The 15,121-nt window shown below is 67.1% G+C and carries 15 protein-coding genes and 3 pseudogenes; 7 read left to right on the top strand and 11 right to left on the bottom strand.

What is annotated here, in order from left to right; genetic code table 11:
- Positions 1-216 precede the first annotated feature (216 nt).
- Entirely contained in the window at positions 217-825 is a 609-nt protein-coding gene (locus OHS16_RS00235; RefSeq protein ID WP_306084932.1) for a DUF6000 family protein, read from the top strand.
- A gap of 8 nt (positions 826-833) precedes the next feature.
- Here OHS16_RS00235 and OHS16_RS00230 read toward each other — a convergent pair whose 3' ends face one another.
- The 6 genes and pseudogenes from OHS16_RS00230 to OHS16_RS00205 form a co-directional block, all read right to left on the bottom strand.
- The gene (locus tag OHS16_RS00230) at positions 834-2,249 is read right to left on the bottom strand and encodes a tyrosine-type recombinase/integrase (RefSeq protein ID WP_328535080.1); all 1,416 of its coding nucleotides are present in this window, start codon (positions 2,247-2,249) and stop codon (positions 834-836) included.
- Positions 2,250-2,254: 5 nt separating this feature from the next.
- On the bottom strand, positions 2,255-3,190 hold the full coding sequence (locus OHS16_RS00225; RefSeq protein ID WP_328535079.1) for a hypothetical protein: 936 nt from the start codon (positions 3,188-3,190) through the stop codon (positions 2,255-2,257).
- A 143-nt stretch (positions 3,191-3,333) separates the two neighbouring features.
- The gene (locus tag OHS16_RS00220) at positions 3,334-4,626 is read right to left on the bottom strand and encodes a tyrosine-type recombinase/integrase (protein ID WP_328535078.1); all 1,293 of its coding nucleotides are present in this window, start codon (positions 4,624-4,626) and stop codon (positions 3,334-3,336) included.
- A gap of 77 nt (positions 4,627-4,703) precedes the next feature.
- A pseudogene (locus OHS16_RS00215) lies at positions 4,704-5,039 on the bottom strand (transposase); the annotation flags it as partial.
- A 139-nt stretch (positions 5,040-5,178) separates the two neighbouring features.
- Positions 5,179-5,601 (bottom strand): hypothetical protein, encoded by a 423-nt coding sequence (locus OHS16_RS00210; RefSeq protein ID WP_328535077.1) that lies wholly within the window; start codon positions 5,599-5,601, stop codon positions 5,179-5,181.
- Between the two features lie 431 nt (positions 5,602-6,032).
- A complete protein-coding gene (locus OHS16_RS00205; RefSeq protein WP_328535076.1) occupies positions 6,033-6,176 on the bottom strand; it encodes a hypothetical protein in 144 nt (47 codons plus the stop codon).
- Positions 6,177-6,482: 306 nt separating this feature from the next.
- Between OHS16_RS00205 and OHS16_RS00200 the strand changes: the two are divergent.
- The 3 genes and pseudogenes from OHS16_RS00200 to OHS16_RS00195 all read left to right on the top strand — a co-directional run bounded on the left by OHS16_RS00200 (position 6,483) and on the right by OHS16_RS00195 (position 7,934).
- Positions 6,483-7,076, top strand: a pseudogene (locus OHS16_RS00200) (isochorismatase family protein).
- A 293-nt stretch (positions 7,077-7,369) separates the two neighbouring features.
- A complete protein-coding gene (locus tag OHS16_RS32015) occupies positions 7,370-7,726 on the top strand; it encodes a zinc-binding dehydrogenase (RefSeq protein ID WP_443042529.1) in 357 nt (118 codons plus the stop codon).
- Positions 7,614-7,934: a hypothetical protein gene (locus OHS16_RS00195; RefSeq protein WP_328535075.1), complete on the top strand. Its 321-nt coding sequence runs from the start codon at positions 7,614-7,616 to the stop codon at positions 7,932-7,934. Before OHS16_RS32015 ends, OHS16_RS00195 begins: the two co-directional genes overlap by 113 nt.
- A gap of 24 nt (positions 7,935-7,958) precedes the next feature.
- Here OHS16_RS00195 and OHS16_RS00190 read toward each other — a convergent pair.
- From OHS16_RS00190 to OHS16_RS00180, 3 genes and pseudogenes are all read right to left on the bottom strand, one after another.
- Positions 7,959-8,105 (bottom strand): annotated as a pseudogene (locus tag OHS16_RS00190) (SpoIIE family protein phosphatase); the annotation flags it as partial.
- Positions 8,106-8,178: 73 nt separating this feature from the next.
- Complete coding sequence (locus OHS16_RS00185; protein ID WP_328535074.1) at positions 8,179-9,015, bottom strand: enoyl-CoA hydratase/isomerase family protein; 837 nt, start codon at positions 9,013-9,015, stop codon at positions 8,179-8,181.
- Between the two features lie 179 nt (positions 9,016-9,194).
- Positions 9,195-10,010 carry an alpha/beta fold hydrolase gene (locus tag OHS16_RS00180; RefSeq protein ID WP_328535073.1) on the bottom strand — a complete coding sequence of 272 codons (816 nt, stop codon included), beginning with the start codon at positions 10,008-10,010 and terminating at the stop codon, positions 9,195-9,197.
- Between the two features lie 50 nt (positions 10,011-10,060).
- Between OHS16_RS00180 and OHS16_RS00175 the strand changes: the two genes are divergently transcribed.
- Positions 10,061-11,578: a transposase gene (locus tag OHS16_RS00175; protein ID WP_328535072.1), complete on the top strand. Its 1,518-nt coding sequence runs from the start codon at positions 10,061-10,063 to the stop codon at positions 11,576-11,578.
- Here OHS16_RS00175 and OHS16_RS00170 read toward each other — a convergent pair.
- Positions 11,570-12,214 carry an alpha/beta hydrolase gene (locus tag OHS16_RS00170; protein ID WP_328535071.1) on the bottom strand — a complete coding sequence of 215 codons (645 nt, stop codon included), beginning with the start codon at positions 12,212-12,214 and terminating at the stop codon, positions 11,570-11,572. The two genes, OHS16_RS00175 and OHS16_RS00170, sit on opposite strands and share 9 nt — an antisense overlap.
- 296 nt (positions 12,215-12,510) lie before the next feature.
- On the opposite strand from OHS16_RS00170, the gene OHS16_RS00165 reads away from it, so the two are divergent.
- On the top strand, positions 12,511-13,374 hold the full coding sequence (locus OHS16_RS00165) for an oxidoreductase (protein WP_328535070.1): 864 nt from the start codon (positions 12,511-12,513) through the stop codon (positions 13,372-13,374).
- 17 nt (positions 13,375-13,391) lie between these two features.
- Here the strand turns inward: OHS16_RS00165 and OHS16_RS00160 are convergent, their stop codons facing one another.
- Positions 13,392-14,018: a TetR/AcrR family transcriptional regulator gene (locus OHS16_RS00160; RefSeq protein WP_328535069.1), complete on the bottom strand. Its 627-nt coding sequence runs from the start codon at positions 14,016-14,018 to the stop codon at positions 13,392-13,394.
- Positions 14,019-14,140: 122 nt separating this feature from the next.
- On the opposite strand from OHS16_RS00160, the gene OHS16_RS00155 reads away from it, so the two are divergent.
- The gene (locus OHS16_RS00155; RefSeq protein WP_328535068.1) at positions 14,141-14,959 is read left to right on the top strand and encodes an SDR family oxidoreductase; all 819 of its coding nucleotides are present in this window, start codon (positions 14,141-14,143) and stop codon (positions 14,957-14,959) included.
- The last annotated feature ends 162 nt before the right edge of the window (positions 14,960-15,121 follow it).

Below are 15,121 nucleotides of genomic sequence, written 5' to 3'. Positions count from 1 at the left end.
GTGGGACTGCTGACCGTCAGTGCCAAGTGGATCAGTCGCGCTGGGCCTCGTGGGAGGCCGGTTGTCTGCTTCTGCGGGAATTTCGGCGGGTGATTCGCCTGGTCATGAGGGTGATCGCGGCCCCGGTGATCAGTGACTCCCATTCTCTGAACTACGGACCGGATCTCGTGGGACCCCGCTTGTGGGGTTGTCTCCTGGGTAGGTCATGATGCGGCGATGAGCGTGCAGCATCCTCAGGAAGTTGGCCAGGGACATGTCGTGGCCCGGTATGTCGCTGGTGAACAGCGATACCTCGAACTACTGGGAGGTAGTTTCCTCCACCTTGGGGAGGAAGTACGGGCCGCCTTCGTGGCCTCGCTGCAAGCTGACTCTCTCCAGGCGAGCGACCAGGAGATCAGGGCACTCCTCGGGTATGAATGGCGTGCCCGACTGACCGCTGCGTGGTTGGTCGGTGTGGCCCGGCGGGTTGAGTGGCGTGAACGCATCGGGAGCCTCCTGCTGGCCAGTGAACTCACCTATGCAGGTCAGGGCTACTGCTTTGCGCTTGCCCGGTTCGGCAGCCAGGAGGATGCGGAGATCCTTATATCCTACTTGGACCGTTATCTTCCTCAGTTGGAATGCCGGTACGACCAGGGATCCGCCCTTGGAGCTCTCATGAGGCTGGATTCCCAGCTGGGCACAAGTCACGCCGAGCGATTCGTTTCTCCGGACGGCCTCTGGGAACGCTGGGTCGATGCACTTCCGCATACGCGCGGGACCGCGACCGCGTGGGCGGACAGATCCAGAGAAGCGATCGACGCATGGTGCGGGCCTTGGAACGCTTGATCTGTCGCTCATGAAGTGGAGAACGGTGTCGACCGTCGGCTGTCGGTGGCGCGTCCCGCGATCTGGTTGAAGGTGGGCATCCCGAGATCGACCGCCGAAGCCGTGCGGGCTATGGCGGCGTCCATCGGGACGAGCTTGTCGTTGGCGCCGGCGAGGCTGGTTTCGAGTCCTTCGACTTCGCCGAGCCAGCCTTCCCGCTTGGCCTCGGCGATGCGGTCGATGAGGTTGTCGCGGATCTCGATGAGCCGGGGTCGTTCGGCGGGGTCTGGCCGGAGCATGGCACATCGCAAGCAGGCGTGCTCATGAATGCAAGGGGTGGAGAAGGCCCGGCCGCAGGTGCCGATGGAGAGTTTCCGCTTCTCGAAGTGGCCGAGGAAGGAGTCCCATTCCTCATCGGTGGGTGTGCGGTATTCCTCGCTGGGCCGGGCGGCCCGGCGGCGGGCGATGAAGGCGTGGTGGGCTTCGATGACCCCTCGGGGGTAGACCGCGAGGTAGCCCATGGTCGTGTCGATCACACGGTGACCGGCGACGAGTTGTGCGATGTGGGGAGGCATTCCGTTCATCACCGCGTCGGTGATGAAGATTCTTCGGAAGTCGTGCGGCTGCATGGTCAGCCGCTCGCCGCTGGCGTCGGTCAGACCGGTGCTTGCAAGGGCCTGGGCAATGTAGGTCCGGATGCAGGTCGGGTGCATGGCCCGGTTCTCGGTGCCGATGCGGTGCTGGAACAGCAGCGGCATCGGCGGGTTCCAGACGCGTTCGTGGGGGTCGTAGGCGGCAACCGAGGCGACGATGTTGTTGCTGTCGCGGACTCGCATGATGATGCGGCTCAGGACGTCGGCCAGCTCGGGGGTTACCAGGATCAGGCGTTCTTGATCGGTCTTCGACGGGGCGATCTGCAGGAGCGGGACGAGCTCGCCGGTGGTCGGCAGCCGGTACTGGATGAGCGAGTGGTGGCTCAGCTCACACAGTTCCTCGATCCGGATGCCGGTGTGACGCAGGACTTCAATGGCGGCCCAGGCCCAGAACGCCTTGTGGTCCTCGTGGGTGAGATCGTGCCGGGCGGCCCGGACTGCGGTCCTGGGCGCGTCAAGCTCTTGGGCCCAGACCTTGGCGCCGGACGCGGATTTCAGAACTGGTCGGAAGAGTGTCCGGCCGTCGACAGCGAAGATGGTGCCGGGCTCGGCCTGTCGCGCGGCGGCGAGGACCGCTGCGGCCTGGAGGCGGTTGCGTTGGCTGGTGATGACGAGGAGTGGGAGCACGGGCAGTCGTTCCCGTGTGCGCTGGTCCATCTTCGCCTTGACGCGGCGCTGGTGCTTCTTCTGGTTCGCTTCCGCGCTGGTGACGGGGCTGGGGGCTGCCCAAGAGGCCCAGCGCGCGGGGTCCTCGGCAGCCCACTGGGCGAGGTCGAGGTAGAACGCCCGCACCGTTGTCAGATCCGATCGCGCGCTCTCCCGCCGACTGGTGACCGAGGCCGTGCTGCCATCAGTCCTTCGGACTGTCGTCGTCTTCGTCCGGTGCCGCGTCTTCCAAGCGGAGGCAACTTCCGGCGGCAGGCGAAGAGAGTTATGCCCGGGTGATGGGTTTCCAGGTCCTTCCAGAACAAACTCCCCAACACACGGGAGACGGCCGCGAGAGACGTGTAGTCCAGGGCGGGCTGGCGCTCGCACAGGTAGTCCACCAGCAAGTCGCGTACCGGCTTGCAGACGATCTCGTAGCGGTCGATCATCTCCGCGGCGCTGAGCTGACCTTGTCCGCCGGTGAAGGCTCGGATCGTTGACGGCGCGTCCTGAGGGAAGACGCCGGCTCTGTGCAATAGGCGGTAGAACGCGGTCCGGTCGCCGGTCGCTGCGTGGGTGGCGTCCTGGGCCTTCAGGATCTCCACGCAGTCCCCGACCGTGATGTCGCGGATGGAGCCGCCGTTGCGGGCGAGGATGACAGAGACCCGATGCCGGGCGATACGCAAGACGGCCGGCGGCACCTTGTCGGACGCCGCTTGTGTACCCAGATGCTCGAAGCCCTCTGGGTCACGGGCAGATGCCATCGCTCGTGCGAGGTGCTGCGAGGTGCGGCTGAGGAGCCATGTCGACGTGGGACGGATGACGTCCCCGCAGATCAGCATCAGGAGCCCTGGCGACAACTGGGAGTCACGCAGGACCAGTCCTTCAGTTCGGATGAACCACTGCCGGGCCAGGTCGAGCCAGCCCTCCTTCGGCAGGCTCTCGGCGCCCGTGGAGGCCCAGCGTTCCTGCCAGGTGACCCCGGCCTGAGCCTCCAGCCAGGCCAGTACGAAGCGGACGCCGCGAGACCGGGACCTCGTCGTGGCCTTGTTCTGCGCGGTGAAGGGGTGCTGTGCCAAGCGGTACACGACTTCGTCCTTGGACGCCTGGGTGGCCGGCCAGGAGACGGCCCGAGTCCGGGCAGGGAACTTCTCTCTCAGTGCCGATTGTGCTTCCCCAAATCGTCCCCGTTCCGCGGTCTTCAGAACTGGCGGGCTGTGCTCGACGGTGGTCACGAGCCAGCCCTTCCGAACATGACGTCCATCGAGACGGGGTCGTACCCGGGGGCGGGCAGTGGTGGCCGCGGCTGTTCGGTGGCCTTCATCTCCTGCCGGGCATGGTGGGCCATCATGTGCCCGACGATCTCGTCGGAGTCGGGGGTGAGGTAGATCTGAAGGGTGGTCAGCTGCTTGTGGGCCAGGACCCACTGCACGTCGGTGAGGCGGACGAGGGGATCGCTGGTCATGCGGTAGGTCGCCGTGTGGCGGAGGTCGTGCAGGGACCAGTTCGATCCGAGGAGCTCCTGGACACGGATGAACATCGCTCTGGCTGCCGGGTACTCCAGCGGTCTCCAGGGCCGCCGGAGCGTCCACCAGAGCGGGGCGTTGCGCTCCCGGGGCACCCCACAGCGCCAGGCTTCCTCCTGGGCGAGCCTCAGCCAGACGAACGCGTCCGGCGAGGCCGGCACCCGCTGGTAGTCGCGGGTTCCCTTACGGATCACGCCGATGACCTGTTCGCCAGGCAGAGCGTCGCGGTTCGTGCTGGTCAGTAGCTCTTCCGCGCGCACGCCCGTGGAGACCCAGAAGGCGAGCATCGCGCGGTCCCGGTTGTACTTCAGCGCGGCGAAGATCGCGTTGAACATCTCGTCCGGGATCCGTCGCGGGACCCGCTTCGGGACCTTGGGCCGGTAGCGGCCGGTCCGCTCGTGCTTGAACCGATCCATCGGATTGTGGTGAGCGTTGGCCCGGCCAGCTCGGCGGGAGCGGTCCAGAGGGAACGGGTTGATGATCGGTCCGGTGCCCTCGGAGAGGTGGAAGTCGTAGAAGGTCCGCACGACCGTTTCGCAGTGGGCCCTCGTGGTCGCCGCGTACTTGACGCCCGGCGACGACTTGCCCGTCACGGGATTCGGTGTCCCCGGTGCCGACCGCAGGACACCTGGCCCTTGCGGGGCTGCCGTCTGCGATCGGAGCTGGAGGCGCCAGTGCACGCGCACGGGCTTGTCGGCCAGCAGCATCCAGCGCATGAAGTCCCTCGCCTCGACGCTGGTCGCCTGGTCCCACCTGATGTCGAGCACCCAGAGGAATCGCAGCCAGCGCAGCAGGTCCAGCGCGTAGGAGCGCAGGGTCGTGTCTTCGCGGCCCGCGGCCTGGAGGTCCTTGAAGAACGCCTGGGCCTCCGCGCAGACCTTCCCGTCCTTGTCGATCAGCTGGTACGGATCCCAGGGATCACCGGTTTCTCGTAAGCGGCCCCACTGTGGCAGCTCCAGAGCGGACAGATCACGCTCGGCCCCCTCGTTCTCAGACATGCCCGGAAGCTAGCAGCAGCATCCTCCATACCGTGCCTGAACTGGGAAAACTCCCAAGTTAGTTCAGTCAACAGGAAGTGCTGGAAGAGCCGTTCGTAGTCGCGAGCGTGCCGACGGGCGTGCATGACCCAGAGCGTTCGACGACCCAGCGACGGGGCAGGACGACGAATCCAGGGGGTGTTCTTCGGGCGGCTGACGGTCTTGATCGTCAGGTTCAGGTACGTCTTCGCCCAGGTCAAGAGCTGTCCGGCATAGACGGAGTCGGCCCAGACGATGGTGATTTCGGGGTGCATCAGCCGTAGCCGGAACAGCATTTCCTCCGCCGCGTTGCGGTCGGTCATGTCGGCCGGGGTGACCATGACGAAAAGCGGCAGGCCCTTGGTGTCCACGACCAGGTGCCGCTTGCGGCCGCTATCTTGAGCCGGATCGACGATTAGCCTTCTGAGCTGTGGCTTTGCCATGGGGACAATGACCGCGACGCGACGGGCGGGACGTGGACGTGGCTGCGGAAATGTCGTCGTTCGGCGTGTCGCGGGGCAGATCTGCTGACGGTCATCGGACTTCTGGATCGATGGTTGCTCCAACGGAATGGTGCCGGAGGCGGCTGGCGATGAGTTCCATCTCGACCAGCGTTCCGACCAGCCCGGTCGTCCTGAGCTGGTCTGCCAGGGATTGTGCTTGCGCCAATGTCAGCGCGTGCACTTCTCGAAGTGTGCGCAGGACTACCACCGGACTGGCCACCGGCTCTGTCAGTCGAAGGCGGGCAGGTCCGTGTTCGGTCAAGAGGGCCTGGCGGATCTCCTCGGGTGTCTCGCCGCCGCTGTCCTGCTCGCACCAGGCGACGGGACAGGACAGGCACGTCCCCTCGGTTCCCCACCACAGTTGATCGCGGTCGATGAACTGGCCGGTGTCGTGGATCAGCACGCCACCGCAGGCTTCGCACTGTGCTGTGATCTTCACGCCCTGGGTGATCACCGAGCTCCTCGTCATCCGATCTTGCCGAGGAGGATCTCGCAACAGTTCCTGTCCGTCGACCTCGTATTTCCGTGGTCCCATGCGGCTGCGCGAGCGAGCGGTTGCGGCGCCTACGCGGCGGGTCCTCAGCAGGGGCCGAGCGTCCTTGGAACTGCAGCCTTCGCGGGGGCACCGCGAGTGCCTCGGACCTGGGCAGCTCGGGCCAGGCACCTCCCTATAGGTCCTGGCAGGCGCTCAGATTAAGGGCGAGCCGCCCACCTTCGGACACCTGTTACTGAAACCGGACATGACGGGCAGTTAGGTGCCCCGTCTTGCGCCCCCGGCGCGCGGGGAGGGCGATTCGTTCCTCCAGTACGACCATTACGTACGGGCGAGTGAACCCCAGCCTGGGACTCCGGCGCGTCGCAGTGGACCCCTGCCCGCCGCCAGGCCTACGCCAGCGACCTCGGCGCTGCGCGTTCCCTGGTCGCGGTCACCGCGAAGCCCGACCGCTCCAAAGCCGACCAGGACCCGGCCACCTGGATGCCCCCGGCCACAAACACCCGCTGCACGTATGTCGCGGACTGGGTCGCCACGACACTCCGCCGGCACCTGAGCGCCGACCCGACCGAAACCGCGGCTTGGACGACCTGGCCCAAGGCTGCGCGAACACACCCCTCGACTACACCCCCGCTGACTAGACGGTCAGTTGGGGTGGGATCGGAGCCTCGCCGCGCTGAAGTGTTCGCTGACGGGACCTACGGTGGCAGCGTCGTCTCCTTCACCCCCGCCCTCTACCCCCTGGCAGTTCTACCCGTTCAGAGCTGATGGTGCCGGGTGGTTCCCGGGCCCTGAACGGTGGTTGTTCCTATGTGTTCCGTATCGTCTGAGAGGTGTTCGTGATGAGCCGAAGCTTGACCGTCGTGGATGTGTAGAAAGACTTCTGCGAGGGAGGCAGTGTCCCCGTGACGGGAGGCGCCCGGATTGCCACCAAGATCGCCGATCTGGTGGAGGAGAGCGCGGGTGGCGACTACCGGTACGTCGTGGCGACCCTGGACCACCACATCGACCCGGGAAGTCACTTCTCCAAGAACCCCGACTACAAGGACAGTTTCCCCGTCCACTACGTGGTCGGCCACGAGGGCGGCGAGTTCCACCCACACTTCGCGCCCACCGTCTCTGGCGGCAGGGTGGATGGTGTTTTCTTCAAGGGCGCCCACAGCGCCTCGAAGAGCGGTTTCGAAGGCGCCGACGCAGCGGGAACGTCCCTGGTGGACTGGCTGCGCGAGCGGGGGGTGGAGGACGTCGACGTGGTGGGCACCGCGACGGACCACTGTGTGCGCGCGACGGCGCTGGATGCCGTGAAGGCCGGGTTCCGCGCCCGGGTACGGCTGGACTGCTCGGTTGGTGTCGCACCGGACACGACAGCCTCGACTCTGGACGACTTCCGTCGGGCAGGTGTGGCTGTCTCCGGTGAGACACCGGTACCGCGGTAGCGGCCTCGGCTCCTGGGCGCTGAGCTCCTGTCGCACAGGCAGATACGCGGACAGCTCGTAAAACGAGAACGGGCTCCCGCGGCCCGTGAGGGACGCGGGAGCCCAACCGGTTCGCTGACGTGCTGTCCTTGTCCTGGCTGGTTTGCGGCGTACCGGTGAATTTCGTTGCTCCCGTGGGTGATCCAGACGGTGCCCGCGGCGGCTTTACCGATGTTCTGGGCTGGGCTCTCGATCTCTACCCAGGCTGGGCAGCGCGTCCGGGAGCTGACGTCGGCTGAGGCAGCGCCGCTCCTGTGCGCGGGTTTCACGACGTTCAACGCGCGCCTCAGGCGCGCACCAAGGCCGACGACCTGGTGGCCATCCAGGGCATCGGCGGCCTCGGACACCTGGGTATCCAGTACGCGGCCAAGTTGGGCCTGCGGGTCGTCGCCGTCGCTCGCGGCACCGCCAAGGAGAAGCTGGCCCGCGAGCTCGGCGCGCAGCACTACATCGACTCCACCGAGACGGACCCCGGCGAGGAACTCAGCAAGCTCGGCGGTGCAACAGGTCGTCATCGCAACAGCTGCCGCCGGCGACATCTCCCCCCTGCTCAACGGCCTTGCCAGCGGTGGACGACTCGTCGTCGTGGGAGCGTCCGACGAACCGGTTAAGGTCACCCCGATGCAGCTCGTCTTCGGCAACGTCCGGATCATGGGATCCCTCACCGGAAGTGCCATCCAGAACGAGAACAACCTCCGATTCGCCACGGACCAAGGGATCCGGGCGATGATCGAGACGCGGCCAATGAGCGAAGCGACTGAGGCGTACGAGCGGATGTCCAGCGGCGACGCCCGCTTCCGCATGGTGCTCAAGGTGTGACCCCACAGGCTGGCTGATACGGGCCTAGGCGGCGGATCTCCTCCGTGAAGACGTCCCGGAGTCTCGGGCCTCGATGACGCCGTCTGTGTACAGGATCAGAACGTCGCCGACACCGAAGGGGAACGTCTCTTCCGTGAACGCGACGCCGAGCAGGTGGCCCAGGCCGAGCGGGGGGGGGGGGGGGGGATCAGGCCCAGCTGGTGCGTTGGATGACCCATGGGCGGCGCCCTACAGGCACTGAGAGTCACCGGCGGAACTCCGCCAGGACCTTGCCGAGGTCTTGTTCGAGATCGCCGGGTGTCTGGAGGCCCCGGTCCGCTAGGTAGTCCAGGCGCTCACGGCTTTCGGGCAGGGCGATCAGGGCCTGAAACGTGGCGGAGTCGGAGCGGACCTGCGCGGAGTCCGCCAGTGTGAGGTCGTTGATGGCGCGCTTGGCGGCCTTGGCGCCCTCGGGAGGGAAGCCGGCGATGCGCTGGGCCAAGCGCGCGACGAAGCCGTCCAGTTCGGCATCGGGCAGGGCGCGGTTGATCCAGCCGTAGCGCTCGGCGAGGTCGGCGTCGAAGTCATCCGCGCCGACGATGGCTTCGATGGCGCGTGTCCTGCCGAGTCGCCGGGTCAGATGCTGGATGCCGCCCGCGCCGGGCAGGGCGCCGGTGCCTGTCTCGAACTGAGCGAAGACCGCGTTCTCGCGCGAGGCGAAGATCATGTCGCAGGCCAGGGCGAGTTCGTTGCCGCCGCCGCGGGCCCTGCCGCGCACTTTGGCGATGGTGATCACCGGGACCCGTGCCAGCTTGTGCAGGAACATGCCCAGCGAGGCGTCACCGGGGCCGCCGGCCTTCGCGGCCTCGGCGGTGTACTGCGGGACCGCCGTGAGGTCCACGTGTGCCGAGAAGAAGTCGGGTGAGGCGCTGTCGATGACGACGACCCGCACGTCACGGGGGTCGGTGTACAGCGTGTCGACGAGCGAGACGAGGTCGCGGACGAGGTCGACACCGATCAGGTTGAGGGGGCCGGCGTCGAGAGTGGCGAACAGGACACCCCCTTCCTGTCGGGTCCTGATCGACGAGTATGCGAAGCTCATGACAACTCCTGTGGGTGAGAGGCAGGTCGGGAACCGGCAAGCGTCGCGGGTTCTGCTGGAGCGCGCGGTGTGGGTCGAAGTGCCCGCGCCCGCTCGTTGGCCGTCGGCACCAGATCCAGGTCGATCCACTGTCCGGTGATTTGCAGCCTGCGGTCAGACGCAGCAGTGCGGATGCCAGGTCAGTTCGCCTGCCACCAACGGGTGACGACCTCGGCGTAGTCGTCGGCACCTTCCTCCCAGACGAAGTGGCCCGCGTCGATGACGTCGAGCTTGCTGTTGGGCAGGTGCTTGTGCAGGTACTCCTCGTTCTCCAGCGGCACGACCGGGTCGTTGCGGCCGGCGATGATCTGGACCGGCGTCTCGATGGCGGGCAGCAGCTCGCCAAGGTTCGGCAGTTCGGTGGGGTACGTGCGAACGTAGGTCATCTGGTCAACGAACCGCTGGCCCACGTAGGACGCGAGGTAGTCCTCGCGCACGACGTCCGGCAGCTCGTAGCCGTGAATGTTGTTTATCGCGGCCGTCACGGCTGCCTTGGGGCCCATGGCCCGGTACGGAGCCAGGTCCTCGGCTTGCACCCACTCGTTCAGGGGATCCCCCAGCTTCAGGGGGACCACCGCCCCTCCGGTGCCCACAACCAGGCTTTGGAACCGGTCCGGGTGCCGGGCCGCGGCGAACAATGACGCCGCCGTGCCGATGTCAGGGCCCACAAGGTGCGGCCTCGCCAGCCCGAACTCGTCGGTGAGCCGCACGATGAAGTCGCCCATCGCTGTGGGGGACAGCAGGTCATGTCGGAGTTCAGAATGCCCGAATCCCGGCAGGTCCACCGCGACCAACTGCGCGTGCGCGGCCAGCTTCGACCAGGTCGCGTCGAAGCTGTACAGGCTTTCCGGCCACGGGCTCAGCAGCAGGGCCTGGCGATCGCGGGGCCCGTCGCTCTCTGCATACCGGATGGCCAATCCGTCGATCGTGCGAAATCGGGGTTTGATCTCGCTCATGTCCTTGTCCTCTCAGATCGTGACGTGAGGCTCCGGGGGTTCTTGCGCGGATGCCAGCCGGTAGCGCGTCGGCGACGGCCGCCCTGCTGTCGATCAGCAGAGCGCAGGCGGGTGAGCTGCTCGTGGCGCCGGGCCTGCGCTCAGGTGTCGTCGCTGCGGGCGGTCGCGCGCCGCACGACCGGCCAGCGGCGTTGTGGATCGCCGAGCAGCCACGCGGGCCGCAGGTCCTGCTCGCCAGAGCGGCCCCCGAGCCACAGCGCCAGCGAGTGCGCCATGGCTATAGGTGTCGACCGAGATCAGGAATCGCGGCATCGAGGACTGTGCATATGCACCATAAGATTGGGCCCCACGGGGCAGGGCCGCAAATGCTGGACGCACTACGTCTGGCACCGGGCGACGACGCCGCCACCGTCACCGCCAGGCAGATGCGCGAGCTCATCGAACGGCTCATCACAGCCGGCCGGTGGAAGGACGCCGACCCGGAGATCCTGATCGTGGTGGACGCCGGATACGACGTGCCACGTCTGGCCTTCCTTCTGAAGGATCTGCCGGTGCAGGTGCTGGGCCGGATGCGCTCGGACCGCGTCCTGCGACACGCGGTCCCACCCCGTGAGCTTGCAGTTCGGGGCCGCCCGCCCCGCCACGGCGGCGAGTTCGTCTTCGGTGACCCGGCCACCTGGAACACACCCGACATTCAGACGGTGACCGCGACCCGCCTTTACGGCAGCGCCACCGCACGGGCCTGGGACCGGCTCCACCCGAGACTGACCCACCGCTCGGCCTGGACCGCAGAGCTGGGTGCCCTGCCGGTCATCGAGGGCACCGTGATCCGTCTGCAGGTCGAGCACCTGCCCAGCGGCGCGACACCGAAGCCGGTCTGGCTGTGGTGGTCAGGCACCGCCGCCACCGTCGACCTGCTCTGGCAGGCATTCCAGCGACGCTTCGACATCGAACACACCTTCCGGCTCTTCAAACAGACCCTGGGCTGGACCTGCCCGAAGATCCGCAGCCCCGAAGCCGCCGATCGCTGGACCTGGCTGATCCTCGCCGCCTTCACCCAGCTCCGGCTCGCACGCCCACTGGCGGCAGACCTCCGACGGCCGTGGGAGAAGCAGGCCCCGCCCGACAGGCTCACCCCCGCACGAGTCCGCCGCGACTTTCGGCACCTCCGCACGAAGGCCGCCTGTCCAGCCGAAGCACCGAAAACCGCCCGGCCCGGCCCAGGACGCCCACCCCGCCGCAAGAACAACCAGCCCACTGCCCGCTATGGCGTGCACACAGTTGGCAGACCAGGCTCCGCGAAGCGACGCACGAAGAAGTCAACGACCCCGCGTCCACGCCGCACTGTTAAAGATCAAGCTAGGAGGGGGATCGGGTGCGGGTGCACACGGGTTACGCGCAGTAGGTCGGTAAAGGATCAGGCGCCGGTGGTGCAGGACTCCTGTGCTGTGGTTCGTCGTCCCGACCAACCACCCACCTCATGGGTCCCGGCGTCGGTGGGTGGGGCCGGCGGCTTTGCTTGGTGTGACGCTCAACGTGAGGTGGGCATCGGGCTTCGGTCAGGCTGAGGTGCGTTCGCGAATCCATGACGCGGCCAAGGTTGTCCAGGTCTCCACGTCCCCCGCGCCTTCGGCCAGGCCGAGGCTGTGCGGTCCGTGCGTGAACACGTGAACGGCATGCGGGACGGTGTGATCCGCGAGCGCGGCAGCGAATCGGTAGGTGTGTTCGGGAGGGACGTAGACATCTTCCGCGGTGTGCCAGACGAAGAATGGTGGTGACTCAGACGTCACCAGTGCGTCCAACGATGTGGAGCGTCGCAGCGCCGGGCCGGCATTCTCCCCCAGCAGGATCAGTCTGGCGGGGCGATAGGTCTCGGTCTCCATCGACGTGATCGCATATCCGAGGACTACGAATTGCACCGCTCCCTGCTCCTCGACACCAGGTACGAGGGCCGCAAGGCCAGCCAGGTGACCGCCCGCGGAGAAACCCATCAGACCGATGCGCTCCGCTCCGCTCGTGCGGATGCGTCGGATCTCCGCACGGAGGGCATCGAGAGGTGCGGGGTGCCTGGCGTTGAGCGGATAGCGGAAGACGCTCGCCTGCACCCCGAGCCCGCTGAGCCAGTCGACGATCGGCTCTGCCTCGTGAGGCGCATGCTCGGCGTACCCACCGCCCGGGAGGACGATCACGTGCGTTCTCGCCATTGATGGTCCCTCGCTCCAGTCACTCTGCTGGCACGATTGCAAGCCAGTCCGCCAGAGAACGGTGTCCTTTCGGTGGCGCCGCCATCCGACTCACCAAGCAAACCCCGGCACGCCGGACATCGCACGGTGAGCCCCGCCGGCGGCAGCGGAGAGATGGGCCTCGCCGCGCCTGCCCCGGCATCACCGCGGCCGCGCCCTGGCGCGCAACACCACCGAAGCCGTCGTCGGCGCCGTCACCGGCTCCCGCCGCTGTCCATCCAGTTAGATATGGGGTCGGCACACGACCTGGAGGCCCCATGACGACCCACGCCCAGCTCGAGACGCTGACCCTCGCCCACGACCTGACCATCACCCGCATGGGATACGGCGCCATGCAGTTGGCCGGACCCGGCGTCTTCGGACCGCCCGAGGACCGAGACCAGGCGATCGCCGTACTGCGCGAGGCGGTCGATCTCGGTCTCACCCACATCGACACCAGCGACTTCTACGGCCCGGCCGTCGTCAACGAACTGATCAAGGAAGCTCTGCACCCCTACCCTCACAACCTGCACATCGTCACCAAAGTTGGTGCCCGCCGCGACAACCAGGCCGGCGTGATCACTTCCCTCGATCCCACCGACCTCCAGGCCCAGGTCCACGAGAACCTCCAGCACCTCGGCCTGGAGACCTTGGACGTGGTAAACCTGCGCGTGGCTGTCGGGGCCGGTAGCGACGACTCCATCGCGGAACAGTTCCGGGCCCTGGCCGCCCTGCGCGACCACGGACTGATCCGCCACCTGGGCCTGAGCGGCGTCTCCGCAGCCCAGCTCACCGAAGCGCAGGCCATCGCCCCGGTAGTCACCGTGCAGAACTTGTACAACCTGGCCAACCGCGCCGACGACGCCCTGGTGGCCCGCTGCGCCGCGGAGAACATCGCCTACGCCGCGTACTTCCCCCTCGGCGGATTCAACCCGCTGCAGTCGCAGACCCTGACCGGTGTGGCTGCCCGGCTGGGTGCCTCCCGCCAGCAGGTGGCCCTGGCGTGGCTACTGCAGCGCTCGCCTTCCATGGTGCTGATCCCCGGCACTTCCTCGGTGGACCACCTGCGGGAGAACATCGCCGCCGCCGAACTGACTCTGCCCGCCGACGCGGTCGAGGTACTAGATGCCATCGGCCAGTGACCCCCGTCCCTCTCGCATCAGGGCAGTTGCGACGCCTCGCCCACTGCGCCTGACGCGCGTCGCGCCGAGGGCGCGCCGGAGCCTGTCTGGAGGAGGCAGTGTTCGAGGCGTCGTAGAAAAACGTCGAAGGACTCGTCTTCGGGCCAGGTCTGATAGGCGGTGTGGGTGGCGGCCACGGCGAGGTTCAGGCGCAAGGTCGCGGTCAACTCGTCTGACTTGGTGGTGCGGTCCGCCACCCAGTTCCGCAGATCGGTGAAGAACTGCTCGCCGAAGCTCTGGCCCGACTGGGCGAGGGCGGGTGACTGCGTCTTGAGTCGGCGCTGTAGCGGCATGCGCTCGCGCAGGCTTTCGCAGAACCCCGTCAAGATGGCGGTCAGCGAGTCCCAGAGGGGCTCGTCGGCGGGGCGGTTGTTCATCAGGGCCTGCCAATGGCGCCGCTCCTCGGGGTCCTGGTCGAAGACAACAGCCTCCTTGCTGGCGAAGTAGTTGAAGAAGGTGGCGCGCGAGACGTTCGCTGCGGCCGCGATCTGCTCGACGGTCGTGGTCTCGAAGCCCGACTCGTCGAAGAGTGCCAGGGCGGCGGAGCGGATGGCGCGCCAGGTCGCCAGCTTCTTGCGCTCTCGCAGATTCATGGTTCCTGCCATGTGCGGCATTGTACGTTTTGATTTATGGACGAGTGTATATTTGGACGAGTCTAACTTTGTGGGTTACGGTGAAATCGGCCCCGGGAGGTCAGTTCCGGGAGGCCGACCCCGAAGGAGAAGTCATGAGCAAGGTCTGGTTCATTACCGGTACGTCGCGCGGCCTGGGGCGTGCCTTCGCCCAGTCCGCGCTGCAGCGTGGCGACAGGGTCGCCGCGACCGCCAGGAACGTGGCCGCACTGGACGATCTGGTCACCAAGTACGGTGACGACGCGGTCCTGCCGCTGGCGCTGGACGTCACCGACAAAGCGGCTGTCGCAGCCGCGGCGGGCGCCGCGCACGACAAGTTCGGCCGCCTCGACGTCGTGGTCAACAACGCCGGCTACGGACTGTTCGGCATGATCGAGGAGATCAACGAGCAGCAGCTGCGCGACCAGATGGAGACGAACCTCTTCGGCGCGTTCTGGGTCACCCAGGCGGTCCTGCCGATCCTGCGTGCGCAGAGGAGCGGCCACATCGTGCAGGTGTCATCCGTCGGCGGAATCGCCGCGTTCCCGTCGCTGGGCGCGTACCACGCGTCCAAATGGGCGCTCGAGGGCTTCAGCGAGTCCCTTGCCCAGGAAGTTGTCGGACACGGGATCAAGGTGACTGTCGTCGAGCCAGGTGGCTTCACCACCGCCTGGGCCGGCTCCTCCGCCGCGCACGCCCAGCCGAACCCCGCCTACGACCAGGTCCGCGAGGACATCGCGGCCCGCTTCGGCGACGCCCGGTATGCCGACCCCGCCGACGCAGGCGCCGCCCTGCTGAAGATCGTCGATGCCGAGAACCCGCCGCTGCGGGTGCTGTTCGGTACAGAACCCATCGAGATCATCGACCCCGTCTACGCCCAGCGCCTTCAGACCTGGGCCGACTGGGAGCACGTCTCCCGGATCGCGCAGGGCTGACCCGGGAGCGGCCCGGCCGCGCTGCTGTGCGTCGGCCACTTCGCTGTTCCCACGCCTCCGCGTCCGGTCGCGAAGGCACGCCCCGGCTGTTCTCATGGGCAAAGATGCAGCCCATCGGCCCGTACAAGGGAAGCAAGCGGTCGAACGTCGTGCCGGCCCGTA

Origin of the sequence: Streptomyces sp. NBC_00344, from assembly GCF_036088315.1 — a bacterium.
Classification (GTDB): Bacteria; Actinomycetota; Actinomycetes; order Streptomycetales; family Streptomycetaceae; genus Streptomyces.
This window is presented reverse-complemented; position numbering and strand designations above follow the sequence as displayed.